The 26,007-nt window shown below is 65.1% G+C and carries 18 protein-coding genes and 3 tRNA genes; 15 read left to right on the forward strand and 6 right to left on the reverse strand.

Features of this window, described 5'->3' with window-relative positions:
* Positions 1-60 precede the first annotated feature (60 nt).
* The 3 genes from JD292_RS00585 to JD292_RS00595 all read left to right on the forward strand — a co-directional run bounded on the left by JD292_RS00585 (position 61) and on the right by JD292_RS00595 (position 3,335).
* Positions 61-1,575 carry a leucyl aminopeptidase gene (locus JD292_RS00585; protein WP_200130792.1) on the forward strand — a complete coding sequence of 505 codons (1,515 nt, stop codon included), beginning with the start codon at positions 61-63 and terminating at the stop codon, positions 1,573-1,575.
* A gap of 2 nt (positions 1,576-1,577) precedes the next feature.
* Positions 1,578-2,876, forward strand: coding sequence for a M18 family aminopeptidase (locus JD292_RS00590; protein WP_200130793.1), 1,299 nt, complete (start codon positions 1,578-1,580; stop codon positions 2,874-2,876).
* Positions 2,877-3,047: 171 nt separating this feature from the next.
* Positions 3,048-3,335: a hypothetical protein gene (locus JD292_RS00595; protein ID WP_200130794.1), complete on the forward strand. Its 288-nt coding sequence runs from the start codon at positions 3,048-3,050 to the stop codon at positions 3,333-3,335.
* 9 nt (positions 3,336-3,344) lie between these two features.
* Here the strand turns inward: JD292_RS00595 and JD292_RS00600 are convergent, their stop codons facing one another.
* Entirely contained in the window at positions 3,345-4,271 is a 927-nt protein-coding gene (locus tag JD292_RS00600; RefSeq protein ID WP_200130795.1) for an Lrp/AsnC family transcriptional regulator, read from the reverse strand.
* A 310-nt stretch (positions 4,272-4,581) separates the two neighbouring features.
* On the opposite strand from JD292_RS00600, the gene JD292_RS00605 reads away from it, so the two are divergent.
* The 5 genes from JD292_RS00605 to JD292_RS00625 all read left to right on the forward strand — a co-directional run bounded on the left by JD292_RS00605 (position 4,582) and on the right by JD292_RS00625 (position 12,050).
* Complete coding sequence (locus JD292_RS00605) at positions 4,582-5,937, forward strand: MFS transporter (RefSeq protein WP_200130796.1); 1,356 nt, start codon at positions 4,582-4,584, stop codon at positions 5,935-5,937.
* A 6-nt stretch (positions 5,938-5,943) separates the two neighbouring features.
* The gene (locus tag JD292_RS00610; protein WP_200130797.1) at positions 5,944-7,614 is read left to right on the forward strand and encodes an amidohydrolase; all 1,671 of its coding nucleotides are present in this window, start codon (positions 5,944-5,946) and stop codon (positions 7,612-7,614) included.
* Between the two features lie 9 nt (positions 7,615-7,623).
* On the forward strand, positions 7,624-9,288 hold the full coding sequence (locus JD292_RS00615) for a thiamine pyrophosphate-binding protein (protein ID WP_200130798.1): 1,665 nt from the start codon (positions 7,624-7,626) through the stop codon (positions 9,286-9,288).
* On the forward strand, positions 9,285-10,298 hold the full coding sequence (locus JD292_RS00620) for a C-terminal binding protein (protein WP_200130799.1): 1,014 nt from the start codon (positions 9,285-9,287) through the stop codon (positions 10,296-10,298). The genes JD292_RS00615 and JD292_RS00620 overlap by 4 nt, the downstream gene beginning before the upstream one ends.
* Positions 10,299-10,484: 186 nt before the next feature.
* Positions 10,485-12,050, forward strand: a complete 1,566-nt coding sequence (locus JD292_RS00625; RefSeq protein ID WP_200130800.1) for a zinc-binding metallopeptidase family protein — start codon at positions 10,485-10,487, stop codon at positions 12,048-12,050.
* A 94-nt stretch (positions 12,051-12,144) separates the two neighbouring features.
* On the opposite strand, the gene JD292_RS00630 is transcribed toward JD292_RS00625, so the two are convergent.
* From JD292_RS00630 to JD292_RS00640, 3 genes are all read right to left on the reverse strand, one after another.
* A complete protein-coding gene (locus tag JD292_RS00630) occupies positions 12,145-13,410 on the reverse strand; it encodes an aminotransferase-like domain-containing protein (RefSeq protein WP_233613112.1) in 1,266 nt (421 codons plus the stop codon).
* A gap of 37 nt (positions 13,411-13,447) precedes the next feature.
* Positions 13,448-14,758, reverse strand: a complete 1,311-nt coding sequence (locus JD292_RS00635) for a M20/M25/M40 family metallo-hydrolase (protein WP_233613169.1) — start codon at positions 14,756-14,758, stop codon at positions 13,448-13,450.
* A gap of 146 nt (positions 14,759-14,904) precedes the next feature.
* Positions 14,905-16,872, reverse strand: coding sequence for a primary-amine oxidase (locus tag JD292_RS00640; protein ID WP_200130802.1), 1,968 nt, complete (start codon positions 16,870-16,872; stop codon positions 14,905-14,907).
* A gap of 224 nt (positions 16,873-17,096) precedes the next feature.
* On the opposite strand from JD292_RS00640, the gene JD292_RS00645 reads away from it, so the two are divergent.
* The 3 genes from JD292_RS00645 (at position 17,097) to JD292_RS00655 (ending at position 17,431) form a co-directional block, all read left to right on the forward strand.
* Positions 17,097-17,169, forward strand: a tRNA-Glu gene (locus JD292_RS00645).
* A gap of 49 nt (positions 17,170-17,218) precedes the next feature.
* A tRNA-Asp gene (locus JD292_RS00650) sits at positions 17,219-17,295 on the forward strand.
* Positions 17,296-17,358: 63 nt separating this feature from the next.
* Positions 17,359-17,431: transfer RNA gene (locus JD292_RS00655), tRNA-Phe, on the forward strand.
* 160 nt (positions 17,432-17,591) lie between these two features.
* On the opposite strand, the gene JD292_RS00660 is transcribed toward JD292_RS00655, so the two are convergent.
* Entirely contained in the window at positions 17,592-18,656 is a 1,065-nt protein-coding gene (locus JD292_RS00660) for a tyrosine-type recombinase/integrase (protein WP_200130803.1), read from the reverse strand.
* A 227-nt stretch (positions 18,657-18,883) separates the two neighbouring features.
* On the reverse strand, positions 18,884-19,081 hold the full coding sequence (locus tag JD292_RS00665; RefSeq protein WP_200130804.1) for a helix-turn-helix domain-containing protein: 198 nt from the start codon (positions 19,079-19,081) through the stop codon (positions 18,884-18,886).
* Positions 19,082-19,213: 132 nt separating this feature from the next.
* Here JD292_RS00665 and JD292_RS00670 point away from each other — a divergent pair, with 132 nt between their 5' ends.
* From JD292_RS00670 to JD292_RS00685, 4 genes are all read left to right on the forward strand, one after another.
* Positions 19,214-19,906, forward strand: coding sequence for a hypothetical protein (locus JD292_RS00670; protein WP_200130805.1), 693 nt, complete (start codon positions 19,214-19,216; stop codon positions 19,904-19,906).
* A 105-nt stretch (positions 19,907-20,011) separates the two neighbouring features.
* Entirely contained in the window at positions 20,012-22,711 is a 2,700-nt protein-coding gene (locus tag JD292_RS00675) for a class I SAM-dependent DNA methyltransferase (RefSeq protein WP_200130806.1), read from the forward strand.
* Positions 22,708-24,717, forward strand: coding sequence for a DEAD/DEAH box helicase (locus JD292_RS00680; RefSeq protein WP_200130807.1), 2,010 nt, complete (start codon positions 22,708-22,710; stop codon positions 24,715-24,717). The genes JD292_RS00675 and JD292_RS00680 overlap by 4 nt, the downstream gene beginning before the upstream one ends.
* Positions 24,714-25,916, forward strand: coding sequence for a GIY-YIG nuclease family protein (locus tag JD292_RS00685; protein WP_200130808.1), 1,203 nt, complete (start codon positions 24,714-24,716; stop codon positions 25,914-25,916). Before JD292_RS00680 ends, JD292_RS00685 begins: the two co-directional genes overlap by 4 nt.
* Positions 25,917-26,007 lie beyond the last annotated feature (91 nt).

Below are 26,007 nucleotides of genomic sequence, written 5' to 3' on the forward strand. Positions count from 1 at the left end.
CGCGCGCTCACCGCGAACCCGGAGAGGCCTGTGTCGGTGGCCGGGGCTAGGCTTGGGGGCATGAGCGTTGTGATTGACCCCGCATTCGATCCCGTCCCCTCCCTCTCCCGCACCGTCGACGTCACGGTCGTTCCGGTCGCGGCCGTCGACGAGGCGCCCGCGCGCGCCTGCTTCGTCGCCGCCGAGGGCGATCTCCCCGCCTGCGACTGCGTCGCGGGCGCCAGCCGCGAGGCACTCGCCGCGGCCGGCTTCACCGGCGCGAAGGGTCAGACCCTGGTGCTCCCTGGCACTCAGCTCCGCGTCCTCGTCGGTGTCGGTGCCGGGATCGCTACGGCGGCCGAGCTGCGCGACGCCGTTGCGGCGTTCGCGCGCGCGGCCCGCGAGGTCGCGAGCCTCGCAGTGGACCTCACCGCGGCCCCCGAGGTCCCGGTCGCAGACGCGGCGATCGCGGCGACCGAGGGCGCGCTCCTCGCCCGCTACCGCTTTGACGCGCTGAAGGGCGATCCGAAGACCGTCGAGCTCGAGCAGCTCGCGCTCGGCGCGGGCGAGTCCGACACGGAGGCCGCGCAGGCCGGCGTCGACCGCGGTCTGATCCTCGCCCGCACCGCGATGGTCGCCCGAGATCTCGCGAACACCCCGCCGCGCCACCTCAGCGCGGAGAAGTTCGCCACGGTCATCGAGGAGCTCGCGCCGCGGTTCGGCCTCGAGACCGAGGTCTTCGACCGCGAGGCGCTCATGGAGCTCGGCACCGGCGGCCTGCTCGGCGTCAACGCTGGCAGCGTCGAGGAGCCCCGCATGATCAAGCTCTCGTACCGTCCTGCGGATGAGGAGGGCCACCTCGCCCTGATCGGCAAGGGCATCATGTACGACTCGGGCGGCATCAGCCTGAAGCCGTCCAACGCCATGCACGCCGCGATGAAGTTCGACATGATGGGCGCCGCCGCCGTCTTCGCCTCGATGACCGCGCTCCGCGACCTCGGCGTCGACACGGCCGTCACCGGCTGGCTCATGTGCACCGACAACATGCCCTCCGGCAGCGCAACGAAGCTCGGCGACGTGCTCACGATGCGCGGCGGCAAGACCGTCGAGGTGAAGAACACCGACGCGGAGGGCCGCCTCGTCATGGCCGACGGCCTCGTCCTCGCGACCGAGGAGGAGCGGCGCCCCGACGCGATCGTCGACATCGCGACGCTCACCGGCGCGGCCATGATGGCCCTCGGCACCCGCACCGCAGCCATGCTCGCCAACGACGACTCGGTGGCGGAGCAGCTCCAGGCCGCAGCCGACAAGACGGACGAGAACATCTGGCGCTTCCCGCTCGACCACCGCTACCGCGACCAGCTCAAGTCGAACGTCGCCGACCTCTCCAACATCGGCGGGCAGTACGCCGGCGTGATCCTCGCGGCGCTGTTCCTCAACGAGTTCGTCGACGGCACCCCGTGGGGTCACCTCGACATCGCGGGCACCATGCAGGCCGAGAGCGACGACCTGTGGCGCTCCGTCGGCTCGACGGGCTTCGGCGCGCGACTCCTCGCGGAGTTCGCCGCCGACTTCGAGGCACCCGCGGGGGAGTGACCATGAGCCAGCGGGGCCTCCTCGACGACCTCGAGGTCTACATCTCGGCGATCTCGGACTACGTGATCGCGTCGCCCACCTCCTACCACGCGGCCCGGATCGCCGCGGCGCACCTTGCCGCGGCGGGCTTCGAGGTGCACGAGGAGAGCGACGAGTGGCGGCCGCTCGTCGGGGGCTCCCGGGGCCTCGTCGTGCGCGACGGCGCGATCATCGCCTGGCGTGCCGGAGCAGGGGTTTCCGCATCGAGTCCGGTGCGGATCCTCGGAGCGCACACCGATTCGCCCGGTTTCGTGCTCAAGCCGCACGCGCAGTTCGAGGCGGCCGGCTGGGAGCAGCTCGCCGTCGAGGTCTACGGAGGCCCGCTCCTCACCTCCTGGCTCGACCGCGACCTCGGCGTCGCCGGCCGGCTGGTCGATCGCGCGGGGCAGGAACATCTCGCTCGCACGGGGGCGATCGCGCGCATCCCGCAGCTCGCCATCCACCTCGATCGCGAGGCGAACACCGCGCTCACCCTTGATCGGCAGCGGCACACGCAGCCGATCATCGCGGCGGACACCGACGGCGAGCCCGTCTCGGTGCTGTCCCTCCTCGCCGCATCTGCCGGCATCTCTGAGGCGGCGATCGCGGGCGTCGACGCGCGCCTCTTCGACACGCAGAAGCCGGAACTGATCGGCGCCAACAGCGACCTCCTTGCCGCGGGGCGCATGGACAACCTGAGTTCCACCTTCGCGGGGCTCGCGGCGATTCTCGAGACGGAGCCCGCCGAGGGCACCATTGCCATGGTCGCTGCGTTCGACCACGAGGAGCTCGGCTCGAATACGCGCTCCGGCGCGAGCGGCCCCTTCCTCGAAGAGGTGCTCGCGCGGATCGGCGCGGGGCTCGGCGCGAGCGTTGAGGAGCGGGCGCGCGCCTTCTCGAACTCCTGGTGCATCTCCGCCGACGCCGGCCACTCGATTCACCCGAACTATCAGGAGAAGCACGACCCCCGGGTGCGTCCCCTCGCCGGGCGCGGTCCGATGCTCAAGATCAACGCGAATCAGCGCTACGCCACCGACGCGCACGGCGCGGCCCTCTGGGCCCGGGCCTGCGAGGCGGCCGGAGTGCCATCCCAGGAATTCGTCTCCAACAACACCGTGCCGTGCGGTTCGACGATTGGTCCGCTGACGGCCACTCGCCTCGGCATTCGCACCGTCGACGTGGGGGTCCCGCTGCTGTCGATGCACTCCGCGCGAGAACTCGCACACGTCAGAGACCTCCACGGGATCGCCCTCGCGACCGGGGCTTTCTTCGCAGGAGCCTGATCCGGATCCCCGGTGCGCCGCGGACCAGGCGCCCGGGGACCCCGGGCGGGCCGGCGTCCACCGCGGCGGGAGCCCCCGAGTCGACGCCGATATCGACCGCGCGAATCTTTCCGCAACGGAACACCGGCCGTGTACTGCCACTCACGCCCGAGTATTCGCTAGGATCGTGCTATGAGCAAGGTGCAGAGGCAGTCGGATGACGGGGGCTTCGCCCTTTCCCGCGAAACGCTGGCCCCCACCGTGCAGGACATCGGGGGACGGAACATCGAGATCACGTTCCTCGGTCGGAACGCGCACGGCCAGCCGACCTGGATCATGTGGAATGCCGCAGAACCGTATCTCATCGGCATGCTCTGCCAGGGCAAGATGGGCTACAACTTCGAGCAGCGCACCAGTCAGGGCGTCCTCGTGCACGAGAACATCTCACTCAGCCGTGTCCAGCGCGCCCTCGGCGGCTAGCGGCGCGCCTCAGCGCGACAGGGTGCCGCCGGTCGCCCGATCGTAACTCTCTTTGACGATGTCGTAGTGCGTCCACGACTCGACTGACCCCACCTCGGGCACCCCGCGCAGAGCCTCGATCGTCCCGAGCAGCTGCTTCGCCGAATTGCCGACGATCGTCGCCACAAAGTCGTAGCTGCCGTGGCTGCGGGCCGCGAGATCCACCGCGGGATCGGCGCGCAACGCCTCCACTATGGGGGCGGCGTCACCGCGCGCAATGATCCCGAGCCCGATCGCGAGCCGACCCTGCGAGAGCATGCCCGACGTGATCGTCGAGATCCGGATCACGCCCGCGTCGATCATCCGGTGCACGCGCGCCCGCGCCGATGAGGGCGAGAGGTGCACCGTGTCCGCGAGCGCGCGGTACGAGGCCCGGCCATCCACCTGCAGTTCCGCGATGAGCGCCTCGTCGAGCGCGTCGAGCCTGATCTCGACCCGCTCATCAGCGACAAAAAACCCCTTGATGATCTCCACGTACGTGGTGACGCGGACCTGGCGCACGCCGGGAATCGAACGGACGGCGTCGAGCACCCGGTGCAGCCCCGCGGGATCGGCGTCTCGCGATTCGAACACGATCGGGTACTGCCCGCTCGTGAGCGAGACGAACACCGTCGAATCGAGCTCCGCGATCCGGCGGGCGACCGGTGCCGCGGGACCCTCCACCTCGACCTTCGAGTTCGTGAGCACGTTGTGGCCGGCGAACCGCGGGTCGAGCGCGGCGACCACGCGGAGGCCGTCGCGCTCGGACAGGAGCCGGAGGCGCTGCGACACCACGTCGCGGCTGACGCCGAGGAGGGCCGCGAGATCCTTGATGCTCGCGCGCCCGTCGTCGCGCAGTGCCCGCAGCAGCGACTCGTCGAGAGACCCCGAATCGTTTCGCCCGCTCGTCTCCGCCATGCCGGTCCCTTCTCGCGAGGCCGACGCACCGGGGCATTCGGCCCGATCCGCCCATGCATGCGTCCGGAACCCGGCGCACGCCCCGCAATCAACTTACGCTCCTTTGCCGACTTCGGTACGCAGAAATGCCGCACACACCACTCAATACCAGTGATCATCAACAAAATCAGCGGTCATTGACGCAGAACAGCGGTTCAGATGCGAATTTTGCCGATCAAGTGCGTAGCGATACCGCGCGAAACGGTCTAGAGTCGGCCGCAACTGGGCGATCGACGCCCTGTGGCATCCTGCCCAAGCAAAGGAGCTTCGAATGTCCAGTACCTCCACCCAGGCGCCGGGGTTCAACCACCGGCGCGCGATCAAGGCCGGTTTCGCGGCCATGGTCGGCACCACGGTCGAGTGGTATGACTTCTACGTCTATGCCACCGCGGCCGCGCTCATCTTCCCGCACGTCTTCTTCCCGGAGGCCGACCCGGCAATGGGCGTGCTCGCCTCGTTCGCCACCTACGCCGTCGCCTTCTTCGTGCGCCCCCTCGGCGGCATCATCTTCGGCCACATCGGCGACAAGCTCGGTCGCAAGCCCGCCCTCACGATCACCCTGCTCCTCATGGGTGTCGCCACGGTGCTCGTCGGCTGCCTCCCCGGCTACAACACGATCGGCATCTGGGCCCCGATCCTGCTCATCCTGCTCCGCGTCTGCCAGGGTCTCGCCGTCGGCGGCGAGTGGGGCGGCGCGAGTCTCATGGCCGTGGAGAGCGCGCCCGAGAAGTACAAGACCTTCTACGGCGGCTTCACCCAGCTCGGCAACCCGCTCGGCGCGCTGCTCTCGAGCGGTGCCTTCTGGCTGCTCGCGCTCCTGGGGGACGACGCCCTCCGCGAGTGGGGCTGGCGCATCCCGTTCCTGTTCTCGGTCGTGCTCATCGGCGTCGGCATCTGGGTCCGCTACGCCGTCGAGGAGACGCCCGTCTTCGAAGCCAAGGTCGAGGGCCAGGAGCAGTCGACGCCCGTCCTCTTCGCCCTCAAGAACAACTGGTTCCCGATCCTCATGGGCATCGGCATGGTCGCCGTCGCCTCGGGCGGCTACTACATCGCGACCGCGTTCGTGCAGAGTTACGCGACAAGCCCCGAGGTCGGGCTCCCCGCTGTCGTCATCGTCGGTGCCATGGCGATCGCCTCGCTGTTCGAGACGATCGTGACCCTGCCCCTCGCGTGGCTCGGTGACAAGATCGGCCCGAAGGTGCTCATGTACATCGGCATCGCCTCGTCGTTCGTCCTCGTGCTGCCGCTCATTCTCTCGATCCAGAATCACAGCGTCACGATGATCTACCTCTTCGTCACGCTCATCCGCGTCGCGATGAGCGGCACGTGGGCCCCGCTGTCCGCCCTGATGGCGCAGATGTTCCGCCCGCAGTCGCGCTACACGTCGATGTCGCTGTCCTACGGACTCGGCGCCGCGATCTTCGGCGGCCTCTCGCCCGTGATTGCTTCGGCGCTGATGCTCGCGACCGGCAGCATCTGGTCGGTCGTGGCGCTCTACGGCGTCCTCGCCCTCATCGCCTGGGTGTCGACCTGGTTCGCACCCCAGCACTCCGATCTGGCACCCGTGACGGGCTCGTTCAACGCGCGCCTCGACACGACCACCGTCACCACCCCCGAAGGAAAGTAAGGACCCATGCGACCGCTCGCCACGTTTGACGCCCGCGACTCTGAACCGACCATCGTCACGGCAGGCACCATCCTGACCGTGGACGAGAACAACCCGACCGCGGAGGCCATGCTCACCGCGGGCGGTCGCATCCTCGCCGTCGGCTCGCGCACCGAGGTCGAGTCCGCAGCCGAGGCTGCAGGGCTCGATCCGGTGCGCGCCGACTACCCGGACGCCACGATCGTCCCCGGCTTCATCGACGCCCACGCGCACCCGCTCATGTACGGGCAGCTGCTCACCTGGGTCGACGTGGGCCCTGCCGAGGCGAAGAACATCCCCGAGATTGTGGAGCTGCTCCGCGAAGGCGCGAAGAAACTCCCGGCCGGAGTGCCGATCCGCGGCTTCGGCTACGAGCAGCGCAACCTCGAGGAGCGCCGCCACCCCACCCGCCACGAGCTCGACCAGGTCGCCACCGACCGCGAGGTGTACATCATGAACGCCTCCGGCCACGGCGGAGTCGTGAACAGCTTCACGCTGGAGAAGTACGGCGTCACGAAGGACACCCCGAACCCCGAGGGCGGCGAGTTCTTCCGCGACGCCGATGGGGAGCTCACGGGCGAGCTCTCCGACGCGGCATGCAACGTGCTCACCGGCCTGCACGGCGTGAAGATCGGTCACCACGGCCCCAACTTCCACCTCGCCGACGAGCCCGCAGAGCACCAGCGCCAGATGGACCTCGTGCAGCGCGAGTTCCTCGCGGGCGGTGTGACCGCGATCGGCGACGCGCAGGTGTCGCAGCGCGAGTTCGCCGCCTACCTCGCGATGGCCGATCGCGGCGCGCTCAACATGCGCGTCTCGATTTACTTCCTCTCGCACCTCCTCGATCAGGTCATTGATCTGGGGTTCACGGGCCCGTTCGGCAATGCGTTCCTCTCGGCGGCAGGCATCAAGCTCTACGCCGATGGCACCCTCGGCGGCTGGACCGCGTACTTCCCCGATGGCTACCTCGGCGATCCCTGCCGCAAGGGCCAGCTGTACCACGAGCCCCGCGAGTACACGGAGCTCGTGCGCAAGGCGCACGGCGCGGGCCTGCAGACGGCGACGCACGCGCAGTCGCCGATCGCGATCAAGATGGTCGTCGACGCGATCGAGCTCGCGCTGCAGGATCGCCCCGACTCCGATGCCCGGCACCGGATCGAGCACTGCGGCCTGCCCGCGACCGAGGAGGTCGCGCGCATGGCGGAGCTCGGCATCCGCCCCGTGAACCAGACCCAGCATTACTACAACTGGGGCGAGGGCGTCGAGCAGGCCGTCGGAACCCCCGGTGAGCGCTTCAATCCGCTCGGCGAGTTCCGCGACGCCGGCGTGCCGATCACGATCTCGTCCGACGCCCCCGTCGCCGAGCCGCGTCCCCTCGAGGCGATCCAGGCCGCCGTGACGCGCGTCACCCGCCGCGGCGCGAAGCTCGGCCCCGACTCGCTCCGGATCAGCCCCGCCGAGGCGCTGCGCGGACACACCCTCGAGGGCGCGATCTCGATCGGCCGTGAGGCCGAGCTCGGCTCGCTCGAGGCCGGCAAGCGCGCGGACTTCGTCGTGCTCGGCGCCTCGCCGCTGGACGTCGACGGCGCAGACATCGCCGCGATCCCGGTCCTCGAGACGTGGGTCGACGGCACGGTCCGCTTCACGGCGGGAGAGTAGGTCCTGATCATGCAAACAGTTGAGAAGCGCACCACCGGCTGGGTGGTGATCGAGACGATCCGCAACTACGGCGTCGACACCGTGTTCGGGATCCCCGGAACCCACAACCTCGAGTTCTACCGGCCACTGCGCCAGCTCGGGATCCGCCCTGTGACGAGCCGCCACGAGCAGGGCGCGGGCTACGGCTCCGACGGCTGGTCGCTGCAGACCGGCAAGCCGGGCGTCGTGATCACGACGAGCGGACCGGGGCTCCTGAACGCCCTGTCCTCCGCGGGCACCGCGTACTGCGAGTCGCGCCCGATGATCATCCTCGCCCCCGGGCCAGCACGCGGCGCCGAGTTCGCCGATGTCGGCACGCTGCACGAGACGAAAGACCAGCTCGGAGCCGCATCCGCGATCGTCGAGTGGGGTCGCCGCGTGCAGACCGCGCAGGAGGCCGTCGACGCCGTGCACGACGCGTTCGAGATGTTCGCGACATCGCGGCCCCGCCCCGTCTACATCGAGGTGCCCCTCGACCTGCTCGAGGAGGAGGCCGGGATCGACGCGGAGGCGACCGCCGCGCGTACGTTCGCGGCCCCCGCGGCACCCGCAGCCGAGGCCGTGGCGGAGGCCGCGCGCCTCCTCGACGGCGCGAAGCAGCCCGTGATCCTCGCCGGCGGCGGCTCACGCGGCGCCGTGACGGAACTCCGCGCGCTCGCCGAACGGCTGAGCGCCCCGCTCGTGTCGACGCTCAACGCGAAGGGAGTGCTCGACGAGCGCCACCCCCTCGCGCTCGGCTCGAACCTGCGCCTCGCCGCGGCCCGCAACGTGGCCCGCGACGCTGACGTGCTCCTCATCGTCGGCTCGAAGCTCGGCGAGGCCGAGCTCTGGACCGACGCGCTGCACGCGACGGGCACGGTGATCCGGGTCGACATCCTGGAGTCGCAGCTGAACAAGAATCAGCGGGTTGACCTGGGGATCGTGGGGGACTCCGCGACCGTGATCGGCGCGATCGTCGCCGAACTCGGCGCGATGAGCGACGCCGCGCGCGCCCGCCTCGAGCCCGCCGAGACGCTCGTCATCGAGTCCCTCGCCGCTGCGGCCCGCGAGTCCGAGCGGCTCTCGCCGCGTGACGCCGCGCTCGCCGCAGCGATCTCGGCCGCGCTGCCCGAGAACGCGATCGTCGCGACCGACTCCTCCCGCATCGGCTACTGCGGACTCCTCAACGAGCTCGTCGTTTCGAAGCCCAACTCGACCCCGTATATGGCGACCTACGCGACGCTCGGCTACGGCCTGCCCGCCGCGCTCGGCGCCAGGATCGGTGCGCCGGACCGCCCGTCATTCGTCGTGATCGGGGACGGCGCGCTCATGTTCTCGGTGCAGGAGTTCATCACGGTCGTCGAGCAGGGCCTCGACGTGAACGTGATCGTCGTGGACAACGGCGGTTACGCGGAGATCGAGCAGAACGAGGCCGACGCCGGGATCGCCCCGGTCGGCGTGCAGCTCACCCAGCCGGACTGGGCCGCACTCGGCGTCGCGTTCGGCGGCGCCGGGCGCTCGGTGGGCAACGCCGACGAGCTCGCCGAGGCGGTCCGCACCGCGGTCTCCGACGGCGGCCTGCAGGTGATCCACATCCGGCAGGACCGCTTCGACGTCGGTGCGGCGGCGTTCGCGGCTGCGGAGGGCGGCGAATGAGCGCGGGCGTCGGCAGCGGCTTCGTCGCCGTCTACACCGACACGGAGGACTCGGACGTCTCGAACGGCGTGCGCATGCTCGAGGAGGCCGGGTTCGAGGTGCGCATCCTCGAAACCCGTGATCCGGAGGCGATTATCGCCGGGGCACAGGACGCCGACATGCTGCTCCTCGGCTACGCGGCCGTGCCGCGCGAGGTCATCGAGGCGCTGCCGAAGCTGAAGCTCTTGGCCTGCATGTCGATGGGCTTCGACTTCGTCGACATCGACGCCGCCGCCGAACACGGCGTCTGGGTGTCGAACGTCCCGGGCGCCGCGACCGAGGAGGTGGCGACCCACGCGCTCGCGATCCTGCTGCACGCGGCCCGGCAATTGCCGTTCTACCTCGGATCGGCGAATGCCGAGCGGTGGAACGAGCGGGCCGCGGTGCCGCCCCGCCGCCTCAGCGAGACGACGCTCGGGATCGTCGGCCTCGGCAAGATCGGGCGCGAACTCGTTCGCCTCGCCGGGCCGCTGTTCGGCCGGATCGTCGGCTACGATCCCTTCCTCCCGGACACCACTGAGATCCGCGAACTGCTGTCCGATCTGCGAATTGAACGCGGTTCTCTGGAGGAGGTGCGGGAGGCGGCCGACGTGCTCTCGCTGCACCTGCCGCTCACGGAGGACACCGAGCGCATGATCGATGCCGAGTTCCTCGCGGCGATGCCGCAGGGCGCGGTGCTCGTGAACGTGTCTCGCGGCGCTCTCGTCGACGTGCCGGCGCTCGTTGCCGCACTCGACTCTGGCCAGCTCTCCGCGGCCGCGCTCGACGTGCTGGAGGAGGAGCCGCCCGCGGCGAGCCATCCGCTGCTCGGCCGCGACGACGTGGTGCTCACGCCGCACATCGCGTACTTCTCGGACCGCACCGAGGCCGAGTACGTGCGGATCCAGGCGCAGAACGCGATCGCGCTCGCCGAGAACGGCCGCCCCGATGCGCCCGTGAACAGCCCTTCCTCCCCGCGCAGCGTGCGCTAGGTGAGGAGCGTGCGTCGCGGAGGGCTGCCCGATCGGGTGGTCCTCCGCGGCGTATTTCGGGGCGTTTTCCGCCCCGCGAAACCCGAATGCCCGGGCCGTTCGGCCCGAACCCAGCAGCGATCGACGCTGATGAACGATCAACGTTGCTGACAGACCGACGTTGATGATCGAACGAAAGGACGGATCGTGACCGAGCTGACGGCCGCGGCGAAGCAGACCGCGCAGGCCTGGATCGACGACAATCTGGAGCGCCTCACCGAGTGGCACACCCATATTTGGGAGCTTGCGGAGCCCGCGTGGCGGGAGTACCGCTCGCAGCAGTGGTACGTGGAGCTGCTGCGCTCCGAGGGGTTCGAGGTGGAGGACGGGTCGGCGGGGATGCCGACGGCGTTCAGCGCGGTGTGGTCGAACGGCGAGGGGCCGACGGTGCTCACCTACGCCGAGTACGACGCTGTGCCGGGCAACAGCCAGGCGGCGACGACGTCGGAGGCACCGCGCGAGGGGCTCACGCGCTTCGCGCCCGGGCACACGGATCCGCACTCGGTGCTGGGGATTTCCACGCTCGCCGGTGTCCTGGCGACGAAGCGTGCGATGGAGGAGCACGGCATCGCGGGCACGATCAAGTACACGGGGGAGCCCGCGGAGAAGATGCACGGCTCGAAGGTGGTGCACGGCCTCCGCGGGTATTACGACGGTGTCGACGCGATCGTGTCGTTCCACCCGTTCTACATGCTGCCCCTGTGCAATACGGCGCGCTGGGACACGCAGTGCGGGGCGTACTACTCGAAGGTGTACTCCTTCGTCTGCGATCATCCGGAGACCTGGCAGATCTCGAGTGCTGACCCGAATTCCCCGATCCCTGCCTCGCACTCGGCCGCTCGCGCGCCCGGGGCGAATGTCGCGCTGATGCAGATGTATTCGGCGTCGCGGACGATGCTCGACTCGATGCTGCCGGCGTCTGGCGGGTGGAGCTTCTCGGATGCGATCCTCTCGGACGGTCAGGCGACGGCGGATAACCTGCCGCAGCGGGTGGCCCGGCTGCAGTTCTCTTGGCGGACGCCGGATATCGAGATGGCGGAGCATATTTTGAAGGTGCTGGATCGCAATGCCGCCGCGGCGGCGTCGATGGCGCACTGCGAGGTCGAGGAGCGCTGGGTGGCGCGGAGCCGCCCAGGACGCACGAATCACGCGATGTCGACGGTCCTGTTCTCGAATCTCGAGGAGGTCGGGGCGCCGTCGTACGGTCCGGAGGCGATCGCGGTGGCTCAGGAGGTGCAGCGTTCGCTCGGCATGGAGCCCGCGACGCGGCCGTTCCTCGCGGAGACGGAGCAGCTGATCTCGCCGCAGGAGGCGGAGCGCGGTCTGCGCGAGCACATGCCGGCGTGGCAGCGGAATTGGACGAGCGATGACTATGTGGAGATGTCGCACTACGCCCCGCTGGTGCGGTTCTACGTGTCGCGGCCGGCGCTGCAGCCGGTGGAGGGCGCCGGGCCGTATCCGTCGTGGGTGATGAACGCGCTGGGCGGGATTCCTGCGACGATCGCGCCGACGATCGTGACGGCGGGGAAGACGATTGCGGGGACGTTCCTCGATCTGCTGACGAAGCCGGAGGTGCTCGCTGAGGCGAAGCGGGAGTTCGCGGAGCGGGTGGAGGCGGAGCCGATGCCGGCGCTGCTCCCGGCCGATTTCGAGGCGCCGATCGACCTGCCCTGGCCGGACTACTCGGGCGAGGGGGAGCATCGCCACTGGTAGTGCGGTGTGCGGCGGCTGCGGCCGGGAGCGGGATCGTCCGTTTCCGGCCGCAGCCGCGTGCGCGCGTGCTCGCCCGCTCTGGGCGGCGCGCGAACTACTCTGTGCCTGGTGCGTGCTCCGTGCCCGCGGTTGCCGCGATTGCGCGGCCGAGGCGTGCCACCCCCTCGCGAATGCGCTCCGGCGTTTCGCCGGAGAAACTCAGGCGGAGGCTTCGGGGCGCGTTTCCGTGCGCGAGGAAGCCCGAGCCGGGGACGAAGATGACTCCCTCATCGACGGCGCGCTCGAAGGCGGCGTCGGCGGAGTAGCCCTCGGGGAGTTCGATCCATACGAAGAACCCGCCCTCTGGTGTGGTCCAGGTGGTGCCGGCGGGCATCGCGTCCGGGAGCGCTTCGAGCATGGCGTGCGCCCGTTCGCGGTATCGGTCGACGGATGCCGCGAGGTCGCGCTCCCAGTCGCCGCGGAGGTATTCGAGGGCGAGGTGCTGGCTCAGGATGGAGGCGTGGATGATGGTCGCCTCGCACAGGAGCTGGAGGCGGTCCCGCACGTGTTTGGGGGCGAGCACCCAGCCGATGCGGATGCCGGGGGAGAAGATCTTGCTCAGGGAACCGAGGTAGATGACCTCGGGGTTGTTCGCGCGGATCGCGGGGACCGGCTCTCCGTCGAAGCGGACGAGGCCGTAGGGGTCGTCTTCGACGACCGTGATTCCGGCCGCGCGGCAGATCTCGGCAACGCTGGCGCGGCGCTCCGCGGTGAGCGTGCGGCCGCTCGGGTTGGTGAAGTTGGGGATCGTGTAGAGCAGCTTGACCGTGCGGCCCTCGGCGCGCGCCTCGGCGATCGCGCGCTCGAGCGACTCGGGAACGAGCCCGTCGTCGTCGCACTCGATGTGGCGCACCTCGGCCTCGAGACCCTGGAATGTGCCGATCGCCCCAACGTAGGTGGGGCTCTCGGCCAGAATGACGTCCCCCGGATTGCAGAACAGCGAGGTCACCAGTTCGAGGCCGAGTTGGGAGCCCGCGGTGATCAGGATGTCGTGCGGGTCCGCTTCGATGCCCGCGCGGCGCATGATCGCGGCGAGCTGCTCGCGAAGCGGGTCGATGCCGGATCCGGCGCCGTACTGCAGCACCTCGAGGCCCTGCTCCTCGATGAGGCGTGCGGCTGTCGCGCCGAGCTGCTCGAGCGGGAGACCGGAGAGGTCCGGGTTTCCGCCGGCGAGGGAGATCATGTCGGGGCCCTTGGGGATGTCCCACACCGAGCGCACGGGCGAGGGGCGGAAGTGTCGTTCCCGGCTCGCGAATGCTGCGTGAGGGAGATCGCTGCTCGCGGCGGTTCCGTGCTGATGGTCTGGGGTGGTGCTGGTCATTCTGCCTTCTCGCGGGTGGGGGGCTGTGGTCAGGGGATTACTGGGACAGGAGGAACTCGCGCAGGATCAGCGAGCCGGTGCGCAGCGCATCGACAGGAACGCTCTCGTCGATGCCGTGGAAGGCTCCGGGGAAATCGAAGCCGGGAGGGAGCCGGAGCGGTACGAAGCCGTAGCAGGCGATGCCGAGGCGATCGAGCGACTTCGCATCGGTGGCTCCGCCCGTGAGGAAGGGAAGGAATTGTGCATCGGGCTGAACCGCTTGGACGGCCGCGCGCATGCTCGCGACGAGTGCCGTGTCGTAGGGGGCGACGACGCTCTGCCCCGTCTCCCAGGTCACTTCGATTCCGGGCCCGACGAGCTCGGCGAACACGCGTCGGAACTCCTCATCACGGCCAGGGGCGATCCGGCAATCGACCGTGGCGATTGCCTCGCCCGGCACCGTGTTGGTCTTGCTCCCCGCGTGGACCTGGGTGATGGCCGCGGTCGTTCGGAACGCGTTCGAGAACATGCCGGCGACGGGGCCGAGCGGGGCGAGTGCCTGCGCGAACCCGGATTCGTCGCGCGGATCCACGTGCACGCCGAGAACGCTCCCCAGCCCCGTGAGCACGGCGCTCGCCGTCGCGTCGACCTCCTCGGGCCACTCGTGCTCGGAAATGCGTTGGAGGGCCGCTACGAGGCGCGCCGGAGCGCCCTCGAGGTTCGGCACCATGGAGCCGTGCCCCTCGGTGCCCGTGGCCCGGAGCGTGGCCCACGCGATGCCCTTCTCGGCGATTCCGATCGTGTAGGCGTCGCCCGTGGGCGTGGGGACGGAGAACCCGCCGACCTCGCCGATCGCCTCGTTCACCCCGCGGAACACTTCCGGGTGCTCGTCGACGAGGAAGCCCATGCCGTTGGCGCCCTCGACCTCCTCGTCGGCGACGAAGAGCAGCACGATGCCGCGTCTCGGGCGGTGCCCCTCCCTGAGTGTCTGACGGACTGCCGCGACGAGCATGCCGATCATGTCCTTCATATCGACTGCGCCGCGACCCCACACGCGGCCGTCGCGGATTTCTCCGGCGAACGGATCGACGCTCCACTTCACCGGATCTGCCGGCACCACGTCCGTGTGCGCGTGGATCGCGAGACGGGGAAGCTGCGGATCCTTACCGGGGATGCTCACCACTAGATTGCCTCGTCCGGGAACGCGCTCGAACCACTCGGAGGGGAGCTCGGAGAGCCAATCCCGGATGAGCTCGGCGCACCGCGTCTCACCATCTCCGGTGCTCGCGGGATCCCCGGTGTTCGTGCTGTCGATCCGGATCAGCTCGGCGCAGAAACGCACCGCCTCCTCCTGCATGAGTGAGAGCATCTCGGCCACGTGCGCACCTCCTTTTTCTCCTGATCGGACGCCGTACTTCGGGATTCCTTCTCACAGTAGCAACGGCGCGTACTCGGCCCGAAAGATGAGATCGACGGATGGCGTGAATCTCACCCCTCGAGCCGCAAAGATCCCGTTCAGGAGCCGTGCCCGCAGTGGCACTCACCCCCGGCGCAGCAGGTTTCACCCTTTGCGGGTGAGCGGGGAGCGTCGAGCGACGGGTTGCGGTCGAAGAAACCGAACGGCTTGAGCGTGAAGGAGACCTTGTCCACCGGCATCACCGGCCAGTCCTCGCTCCGGGTGATGTGGTGAATGCCGAAGACATACCAGAGCACCACATCTGTGTCGACGAGGCTCTCGTCGTCCGCGATCCAGGCCGACATCCCGTTCCCGAGATCATCCGCTGATTGCGTTGGATAGTCGCCGGCCGGCCACAGCTCTGTGTCGTGCTGCCTCGTCACCCACAGCGTGTTCCCGATCACGGGGTTCCGCCTCAGGATCGGAGAATGCTCATCGAACATCGCGGGAAAGCTCCCCGTCGGGACGAGCTTGTATGCCGTTGGGGCGCCCCACGAATTCAACCGGTTCGGATTCTGCACCTTCCAGGCGCGCTGCCGCTCCCAGTCGAAGCGACGGCCCGACTGCGCCTCCGATTCGATCACCGTGCCGCGGGTGAGGAGGTCGAGGCCGAACGGATTCGTGTCGCTGATCGGCGCAGGCATCGAGTCGGATTCGACGACCGTGTTCGCGGTGCCGTCGATATCGAGGTCGAGGCGGGCCACCAGGAAGTGCTGATGAAATGGTGCGTACGTGCGTTGATCCACGACCGTGCCCGTCGGAAAAGCTGCGACCGAATCATCCAGGGGCGTGGTCACCATGATCCCCGTCGCGCGGATCTCGCACTCGATGTTGCCGTCCGGATAGAACCGCCAGTAGACCAGGTATTCGTAGTTCGCGACCGTCGCGTGCACCGACACCACGAAGCGCCGCATCCGCCGAACTTCGGTGCCCGCATCCGGGTCGACGTGCTTCCACAGCACAGCGTCGTCCTCCTCGTGCAGGCAGATCACGTTCTTCGTGACCCGCGGCTGCCCCGAGGTGTCCGGCAGCACGCCGTCGAGATAGGTGATCTCGCCCAGGCAATCGCATCCCAGCTCCAGCGAGGTACACATATACCCGAGGCCCCACTCGCCAATATCGAATGCCGTGCGGCGGTAATGATCAAAGCTCGAGTCTCGATAGGGAACGATCATCTCCGCGAGCGACATGCGGTAGGCGATATCGCGCAACTCGCCGCGCTCGCCGCCTGACCGACCCTTGTCGCGGCACTTGACCTCGTAAATCACGGGACCCTCGCGATAGTTGAAGCCGAGGCGGAACTCCCAGTCCTGCCACCGGATCAAGGAACCGTCGAGCTCGAACGACACCCCTTCCGGCTGCACAATATCGAGCGGCTTCAGATCACTCCGCTCCGGCGTCTCCCGCAGCTCCGGCGTGTACTCGCCATCGACCTCGGGGAAACCCCGGTCGTGCGCCTCGTCGAGATCGAGCACCTCCATCGTGTTCACGTCGATGATGATCTTCAGTCCGCTCACCGGATGCGCGTACGGGTTCCCGCCCTTCGAAGCGCGCACCCAAATATCGACCCAGCCAAGCCGGCGATCGCGCCACTGCTCAGGCATGACCGCGTGACCGTACGTCCACAGGTCGAACAGGACCAGATCGGGATCAACGCCGCGCGCCTCGAGCGCCACCCGCACCGCGGGATTGGCGCGAAGGGCGGCGTCGCAGTCGTGATACTCGTCCACCGTGAAATTCGGGGTGACACCCGGCCTATGCACCCACGTCTCGAGCTCGCCACCGGCCGCCGACAGGTTCACGACGGCCTCGAACACCTCGTTCCTCGACTTGTTCCACAGCACCGAAAGGGAGCGCCGGACAATCGGATCGCCCTCGCTCCAGGCGAGCACCTCCTCTTTCGGGGGCTCCCGCAGGATCATAGATGCGTAACGCCAGCCGCCGTCAACGCCCCGCTCGCGCGCCAGCACCGCAGCGGTCGCGGAAATCTCCTCACCCGAAAGCGAATCGAGAGGATGGGATGACATAGTCGGCCTCCAATCGAAGCGGCCCGCGTCGCTGCGGACCGTTCGCTTTTCACCCTGCCACTTCTCACCCCATCCGAAAAGGGGGAGATCGGAATCCACATCCGCTGAATTCCGCCGCAACCAGGTGCGACACGCCAGGGATACCGGCTCGCGGGGCCCCGATTTGCGCGGTGCGGGAGATTCATCGTAAGCTTTCATCTCGGTAGCAAGCGAGAAATCGCTTCGGCCCCATCGTTTAGCGGCCTAGGACACCGCCCTTTCACGGCGGCAGCACGGGTTCGAATCCCGTTGGGGTCACTAACACCGAAACACAATTGAATACACACTGTGTGCATCAACACACTATGGCCCTGTGGCGCAGTTGGTTAGCGCGCCGCCCTGTCACGGCGGAGGTCGCGGGTTCAAGTCCCGTCAGGGTCGCCAGATGAAGAGCCCTTCCTCGGAAGGGTTTCTTCGTCTCCGGCGGTCGCCATTAGGTTGATCCCAGGCTCTGTAGCTCAGTTGGTAGAGCGTTCGACTGAAAATCGAAAGGTCACCGGATCGATGCCGGTCGGAGCCACGTAGCGGAGTATTACACCGCTGCTGAACCCTCAAGAGGCTTCTACTCTTGGGGGTTCTTTTATTTTTCCTGGTCAGGCGGTGGTTCTGCTTGGCTTTGTCATCACCCCGCGCCGTTCCCAGCGTCGTCCTGCGCGCAGTCGCAGGATCCATTTTCAGGGCTAGAGACCGAGCCCTCGGTGACCTTGGGCCAAATTTGGGCCATTGCGGCGGCCGGAGTTGCTGCCGAACGGATCGGCGAACGAGTCGTAGGGATTCGGGGTCGCTCGATTGCGGCGCGGTTTCTTCATCTCGTGAATCTTGCCTTTCTTCTTCCGGTTCGGCTCGTCCGGCTCGAAGAGCCCATCGAGTACCGACCCCGCTCGCCGCGCGACGCCCTCGCGTGCTCGTGAGTAGCGTTCGGTGACTTGCAGGCTGGAGTGTCCGAGCACCGCCTGAACGTCGGGTGCGGATGCTCCGGCGTCGAAGAGGATCGTGGCGAAGGTGTGCCGGAGGTCGTGCACGCGCAGGTCGGGGCGGCGCAGTGCGGTCTTGATCTTCTCCCACTCGACCGCGCGACGGAAGTTCCGCGCGGTGAGCCTGCTACCGTTCGGCCCGGCCCACAGCAGGTCGTCGGGCTCTTTGCCCTTGGCCGCTTCGAGAACGTGCGGGAGGAGCTGCTTCGTGATCGGCACCTCTCGTTCCTTGTGGCTCTTCGGGCTCTGCTCGATCAGCTCACCGTTCTTGCCGGGTGAGAAGCTTCGGCTGACGCGGAGGATTCCCTGCCGCAAGTCGGCATCGCGCACCCGCATCGCGGTCGCCTCGCCTGCCCGCATCCCCGTGAATACGAGCGCCGCCGCGTAGCGACGGTACACACCCGGCTCGATGAGTTCGAGTATCTTCGTGATCTGTCGCACGGTGAGTGCCCGCGAAGTCGGCGATACGGAGGTGTCCTGGCTCGGGCGCTTCACCTCGCGTGCCGGGTTGTAATCGATGATCCTCGCCCGCCTCGCTCCGTCGAGCAGGCGGCTGAGCACCGCGAGCGAATCGACCTTGATCGACGGCGAACCCGCCCACGACACCATTGCCGATTCGATGAGCGGCGAGGTGATGTCTTCGAGCTTCTTATCGCCGAGGGTCGGCTGCACCCGCTTGCGCCACGACACGTCATACCCGCGCGCTGTTCCGACGCGTACCGACGCGGCGACGGCAGGCCAGTAGCGCTCGTGCCACTGGGTGAGCGTCATTCCCGCGTTTGGGTTACAGCCAGCAATCTCTTTCGCCAGTTCCCGTTTCGCCTCGGTGAGCGTGAGGAACATGCGTGAGAGATGCTGCTTGGTCCCCGCCAGATCGGTGACCGTCACCCGAATCTGATACCGGTTGCGATCCGCGCGCCACCGTATCCCCTCAGGCAGCGGTCGACCTGTCTTCGGGTCGATACGCCACGGGGAAGAGTTCGACGGTCGACCAGCCATCAGCGTCTCGTTCCGCCGACTTCAAGAAACTCGTCGATCGTGTCCGCGCGCCAGAGCTTGTGCTTGCCCACCTCGGCATCCGGCGCAGGTATCAACCCCTCGCGGCGCAGCTTGTCGAAAGTCGGCAGCGGAACCCGGCATCGGGCGGCGGCCTCAGCGCGCGTGAGGTAGTCCATCTTGGTCGTCGCCTCGGTCATGCCCTTTCCTCTCATTGGGTGTGGGTGAACACTGGCATATCTAGCGTTTTTGCGAGTACCTGATATTAGAACACAAACAACGTGTAACCGCAACTACATGAGATAACGCGTGTTTCCGATAGAATCGTGCGCATGGCACTACCCACGTCCCGGCCGGGGGATCAGAGCGCAGACGGGCTGCTCACGCAGGCTGACCTGCCTGCGGGCTGGCATCTCGCTTCTCGCTTTCCGGGCGAGCGCCCTGACGATGCGAGCGACGAGATAGACCGTGTGCTCGGCTACGACGACCAGGGCGTGGGCGACAACGAGTCTGAGCAGAACGAAACCGCCGACGGTCGCTGGCGGTACATCGAGCACGAGGGTACGGCGACACGGGTGATGATCCGGTTGCAGCGGCAGCTCTACGCTACTCCCGAGGAAGTGCGCATCACGGGCGTGATCTACCTACCATGGCGGCCGGGCGACCCCATCACCAGCCACCTCCTGCGCGAGCTGCCCACTGCGAAGATCGAGGCCGCGATCAACAAACGCCTCTTCGCGATGAAGCGCGTCGCTACCGTCACCGGCAACAAGATCGTGCTCCCAAGCGGCCGCAAGGTCAGCGACCGCGACCTCTTGAAGCCGCTCGGCAACCCGAAGCAGGTGCCCGACTTCTATGAACTCGTCGCGTTGCAGCACGGCAAGCTCTCGGGGCAGGGCGACGAGAACCCGTCAGCGACAATGGCCGACATCAGCGGTGTCGCACTCAGCACCGCGCAGGGATGGGTAGCCAAGGCCCGCAGCCGCGGCCTTCTCCCACCCGGTCGCCGCGGGCGTGCAGGGTAGGCAATGCCTGGCTGTGATCCGCAAGAGAAATCTGCGCTGTCGTAGGGTCACGGTAGTTTTGAGTGGAGCCATTGTCGCTGTGATGGCGCAATATGAGGAGGACAGATGCGGCTTACGCTCAAGGAGATCGAAGCGCGGGTGCAGGTTGTTGCCGACCGCTCGACGTTTGATCGTGACTTCATCTTCGAGCTGCTGTTCGCGTATGGCCGAAGCAAAGGCAACCTCACCCGGCTGCGCTCCACTACAGCGAGCTCACTCAATGTTGCGGTCGATCCCTCAACTGAAGTGGCTCAGAAGGGAGTCCTCTACTTTAAAGAGGTTCCCGAGGGTTCCGAAGAAGCTCATCTCGAAGTCATCGAAGAACTCAGTGTTTCACCTGCGGTCGTTCGCTACAACACGCGCTTTGTGATTGTCACCGACTACGAAACGCTTCTTGCCAAGGACACCAAGACCGGGGACACGCTCACAACTCCGATCAGTGAGATCGCCGAGCACTTTACGTTCTTCTTGCCCTGGGCTGGGATGGAGAAAGCTCAGTACACCGCCGAGGCACATGCGGATGTGAAAGCCGCCGAACGTATGGCGAAGCTCTTCGACGAGCTAATCAAGCTCAACCCAGAAGCCAACCAAACGCTGCTCAGCAGGCGCTCACTCAACATCTTCTTCACCCGGCTACTGTTCTGCTTCTTCGCTGAAGACACTGGCATCTTTAGCGAAGGACAGTTCACTCAGGCCATTGAAAGCCTTACACAGACCGACGGATCTGACCTCGACGATTTCCTCACCGACTTGTTCGTTGCTCTCGATACCGAGCGCTCAGGCGATAAGAAGAGTTACGTCTCTGCGTTCCCTTACGTCAACGGGCACCTTTTTACGGTGAAGTCCGATCAAGCGGTGCCGGTCTTTAATAAGAAGGCTCGTGATTACCTGATTGAGAGCGGCAAGCTCAACTGGAGCGAAATCAACCCTGATATTTTCGGGTCGATGTTCCAAGCTATTGTCACGCCTGGTCAGCGGTCGAACCTCGGGCAGCACTATACGTCGGTACCGAACATCTTGAAAACGATCGAGCCCCTGTTCCTAGAAGAACTCCGAGATGAGTTTGACGCCAACGTTTATAACGAGAAAAAGCTCGTCGTGCTTCTGAACCGGATTGCGCAGATTAGGGTTTTCGACCCTGCTTGTGGCTCCGGCAATTTCCTCATTATTGCGTACAAGGAGCTCCGTAAGCTTGAGCATGCGATCCTCGAGCAGATGCAGGAGCTTCTAGGCGAGAAATATACGTTGGGTTTGCTTGGCTCTCAGGTCAACATCGAGAACTTCTACGGCATCGAGATCGATGATTTCGCCGTCGAAGTAGCTATCCTTTCGCTGTGGATCGCAAAGCATCAGATGAACGTCGAGTTCCGTCAGAAGTTCGGTACCGATATCCCCCTGATTCCGCTACGTGAAATGGGTCAAGTTAAGCAGGGAAACGCAATACGCCTGGACTGGAACAGCGTCTGTGAGAACGACGGTAAAACCGAAATCTATCTCATCGGGAATCCCCCTTATTTGGGTAGCCGAAACCAGAAGCCAGAACACAAAGAAGACCTGAAATCGGTTACCCCAAATTTCAAGAGCCTGGACTATGTCAGCGCATGGTTCATTAAGGGAGCCGAATACATCCGAAACTCTCGCGCCGAGCTTGCTTTCGTTTCAACCAATTCAGTGGTTCAAGGTGAGCAAGTCAGTCTGCTCTGGCCGAGTGTACTTGGTAGTGACCTGGAAATTGGATACGCCTACACCTCCTTCAAATGGTCAAACTCAGCAAAGGGCGCCGCAGGGGTTACTTGTGTTGTTATCAACCTTCGGGGATCACAAACCGGCCCCAAGTTTCTTTTTGCCGAAGATTTAAGCCACAGTGTTTCACGGATTAACCCATATCTTGCAGAGGGCCCCAACGCTTGGATCGGCCGACGGAGCTCACCAATCTCAGTCGTTCTCCCGAAACTTGGGTTTGGATCAATGCCAAACGACAAAGGGAACCTGATCCTCTCTGAAACCGAACGGGCAACATTACTCGCGGAGTATCCGGAGGCGCAAAAGTACATCCGTTACTTCAGCGGTTCAGAAGAGTTCATCAAGGGGAAGACCCGCTATTGCCTTGTGATTCCTGATGATGAGGTGCGGAATGCACGAGTGATAGAGCCGCTGCGCAGACGCCTAGAAGGAGTCACTGCACATCGCGCAAAGAGCTCCGAGAAGTCTACCCGAGCGCTGGCAGCCACGCCGCACAGATTCTATTTCTTTGCTCACCAGGACTCGAACTCGATTATCGTTCCGGCGACCTCATCCGAACGGCGCGAGTATATTCCGATCGGGTACCTCGACCCGCAGACCGTGATCTCAAACTCGGCGAATGCCGCTTACGACGCGGAACCATGGGTGTTCGCGTTGTTGACATCGCGGATGCACATGGTCTGGACCCGTGCCGTCGGTGGGAAGCTGAAGACCGACTACCGCTACTCAAACACGATCGTCTACAACAACTTCCCAGTGCCACCGCTCTCAGACACGGCGAAAGAGCAGCTGACTGAGCGTGCACTACGGGTGCTTGACGTTCGTGAGTATCATTCCGAGCTCACTCTCGCCGATCTTTACGATCCCGACAAAATGCCAGAGAACCTGCGGCGTGCTCATCAAGAGCTCGATGAGCTTGTTGATTCGATCTACCGCAAACGTGAGTTCTCGAGCGATGAGGAACGGCTGTCGTTGCTGTTTGAGATGTACGCCAAGATGACAGAAGCCGAGGGCAAGAAATGAACCAGCGACGCTCCCCGAAACATGCGGCGAACCCACTCGGTAACCTGATCGACGTGCACTACGCGCAGACTGGCGCAAGCGTGAATACCGATGAGCTCGGGATGCGTGAGATGCAGCAACGCGTGTTTGCGCAGCGCGGCGCGAAGTACCTGCTCGTGAAAGCGCCACCTGCTTCAGGCAAGTCACGTGCGCTCATGTTCGTGGGGCTCGACAAACTCTATGAGCAGGGCCTCAAGAAAGTGATCGTGGCGGTGCCGGAGCGATCCATCGGGCAGTCGTTCGCGACGACGAAGCTCACTGAGCATGGGTTCTGGGCTGACTGGGAAGTGAAGCCAGAGAACAATCTCTGCACTCCGGGTGGTACTTCGGCTAGCAAGGTAGAGCAGTTTATCCGGTTCATACACAGCAACGATGCTGTGCTCGTCTGTACGCACGCGACGCTCCGCTTCGCCTTTGAGAAGCTGTCTCCTGCTGACTTCAACGACACGGTGCTCGCCATTGACGAGTTCCACCATGTCTCCGCAGATACCGAATCGAGCAGACTGGGTGCGCTGCTTGCCGATGTGATGGCTGAGTCTGACGTGCATATCGTCGCGATGACCGGTTCGTACTTCCGCGGTGACAGCGTGCCGGTGCTGCGGCCCGAAGTTGAGAGCATGTTCACTCCGGTCACGTTCAACTACTACGACCAGTTGAACGGCTACCGTCACCTGAAGTCGCTCGGCATCGGGCATCACTTCTACCAGGGGCGCTGGTACGACGTGCTTGATGAGGTGCTGGATCTCAATAAGAAGACGATCCTGCACATCCCGAACGTGAACAGCGGCGAGTCCACGAAAGACAAGATCGAGGAAGTCGGGCGGGTCATCGAAGCGATCGGCGATTGGGAATATACAGATCCCGAAACTGGCGTCATGACCATTCGCAGGCGCGACACCGGCGAGGCGCTACGGGTCGCCGACCTCGTCGATGACACCGACGCCTTCAAACGCAGCCAAACCCTTGCCTACCTCACTCAGATTGCGTCGAAAAACCGTGACGCTGTCGACATCATCATCGCGCTCGGGATGGCCAAGGAAGGGTTTGACTGGCCGTTCGCAGAACATGCCCTCACTGTCGGATACCGAGCGTCCTTGACCGAGGTGATTCAGATCATTGGGCGTGTGACGCGGGATAGCGAGGGGAAGCCTCACGCCCAGTTCACGAACCTCATCGCTCAGCCGGATGCGACCACTGATGATGTGACGCTTGCGGTGAACAACATGCTGAAGGCGATCACTGCGTCGCTGCTGATGGAGCAGGTGCTGGCCGAGAATTTCACGTTTAGAGCGAAGAAAGGCAACGACGACGCGCCAAAGCCCGGCGAGCTGCGGATTGAGGGATTCAAGGAGCCGTCATCGCCGCGCGTGAAACAGATCATCGACACCGACCTGAACGATCTGAAGGCGACGATTCTGCAGGATGACTCCTTCGCGAAAGCCGCAAGCGGCGGGCTTGATCCTGAGGTCTCGAACAAGGTGCTGATCCCGAAGATCATTCGTGAGCGCTACCCTGATCTGAATGAGACGCAGGTCGAGGAGCTCCGCCAGCAGGTCATTGTTGACTCGGTGATCAAGAACGGTGAGGTGAAGACCGTTGGTGATGACCGCTTCGTGAAGATGCAGCACCGTTGGGTGAAAGTCACCGATCTGAACATCAACCTAATTGACAAGGTAAACCCGTTCCAACGCGCGTTCGAGGTGCTGTCGAAGTCCGTAACCGCGTCGGTGTTGCGTGTGGTGCAGGACGCGATTGCGGCGACGAAAGTCGAGATCACGGAGCAGGAAGCGCTTGCGACGTGGCCGAAGATTCAGCAGTTCAACAAGGTTGAGGGTCGTGCGCCCAATATTCGGAGCGAAGATCCGATCGAGAAGCGATATGCCGAGGTGCTGGTGTGGTTGCAGCGCAAGAAGGCTGAAGCTGCAGCCCAGAAGGCTGCGCGTGAGGCGGAAGGGCAACTGCTATGAACGACAAACCGTTGAACGTAGACATCGTCTCGTTCGATAATCTCCAGGCCATCTTCGACACCGAGGATGCGCTACTGAACGCGCCCGAGAAGCCTAAGAAGATCACCTCTACCGACAGGCTCGAGCGATCTTTCGTGGAGATCCTCGAGTTCGTGCGTGAACATGGGCGGGAGCCCAGCGCAACCACGCGCGAAATCGCAGAACGCAAGCTTGGGGCCAGGCTCGAGGGTATCCGGGGCAACCCGGAGAAGGTCGAGCTGCTGCGGGACCTAGACGAGCTCGGACTGCTTGATGAACCTGAGGCGCCGGCATCGCTTGAAGATCTGCTGAGCTTGGACAGCATTGGTGACGGGCTCGGGTTGCTCGATGATCCGAGCGGTCTTCACGATGTTGCTGCGCTGCCCGTTGACCGCCGAACGCACTCCGAGACTGGGCAGGGCGCTCAGCGCGAGAAATGCGAAGACTTTGACCAGTTCGAGCCACTATTCAAGCAGAAGCACGCCGAGCTCGCCGAGGGCGCTGCGAGGCTGATTCCGTTCCGTGGAGGACAGACGATCCGCGAAGGTGCTTTCTTCGTTCTGAACGGCATGATGATGTTCGTCGCTGAAGTTCGCGAACCGGAGTACAAGAAGACAACCGTTCGAGAGAACAGGCGTGAGCGGCTACGACTGATCTTCGAGAATGGCACCGAATCAGCTATGTATCGACAATCACTGAACATTCGCTTCGGTGAAGGTGACGGTGGTTATGAAGTTGTGCCAGTCTCGTATGAAGAGTTGCTGGCAGATGATGTTGCAACGGGTTGGGTTTACGTTCTGCGCTCTCTGAGTGATGACCCCCAGATTTCCATGCGAAAGAACCTCTACAAAATCGGATTCTCTACAACCCCGGTGGAGAAGCGCATCGCGAACGCGAAGAACGAGCCAACCTATCTTATGGCTCCAGTCGAGATCGTTGAAACCTACCGAACCTACAACATGAAGACCTCAGCGCTTGAACACCTGCTGCATCGAGTGTTTGCTGGGGCGCGTCTGAGAATCAACCAGACTGGTACGGATGGGCGCTCCTACAACGTTACTGAGTGGTTTGAGGTTCCGCTGCATGTGATCCGGCAGGCTATCGAGCTCATTACTAACGGGGAAATAGTGGACTATTCCTATGCCACGGATTTACGGTCCCTCGTGCCGACGATGAGCTAGGGCCTTGAGAATGCCCGATGCCTCCTGCCCATTCTGCGGGTCACGACAGAAGAAGACCAAGGAGCACAGGATTCCAAAGTCTTGGAAACCA

The sequence above is a fragment of the Leucobacter edaphi genome (assembly GCF_016522535.1).
GTDB classification, from domain to species: Bacteria; Actinomycetota; Actinomycetes; order Actinomycetales; family Microbacteriaceae; genus Leucobacter; species Leucobacter edaphi.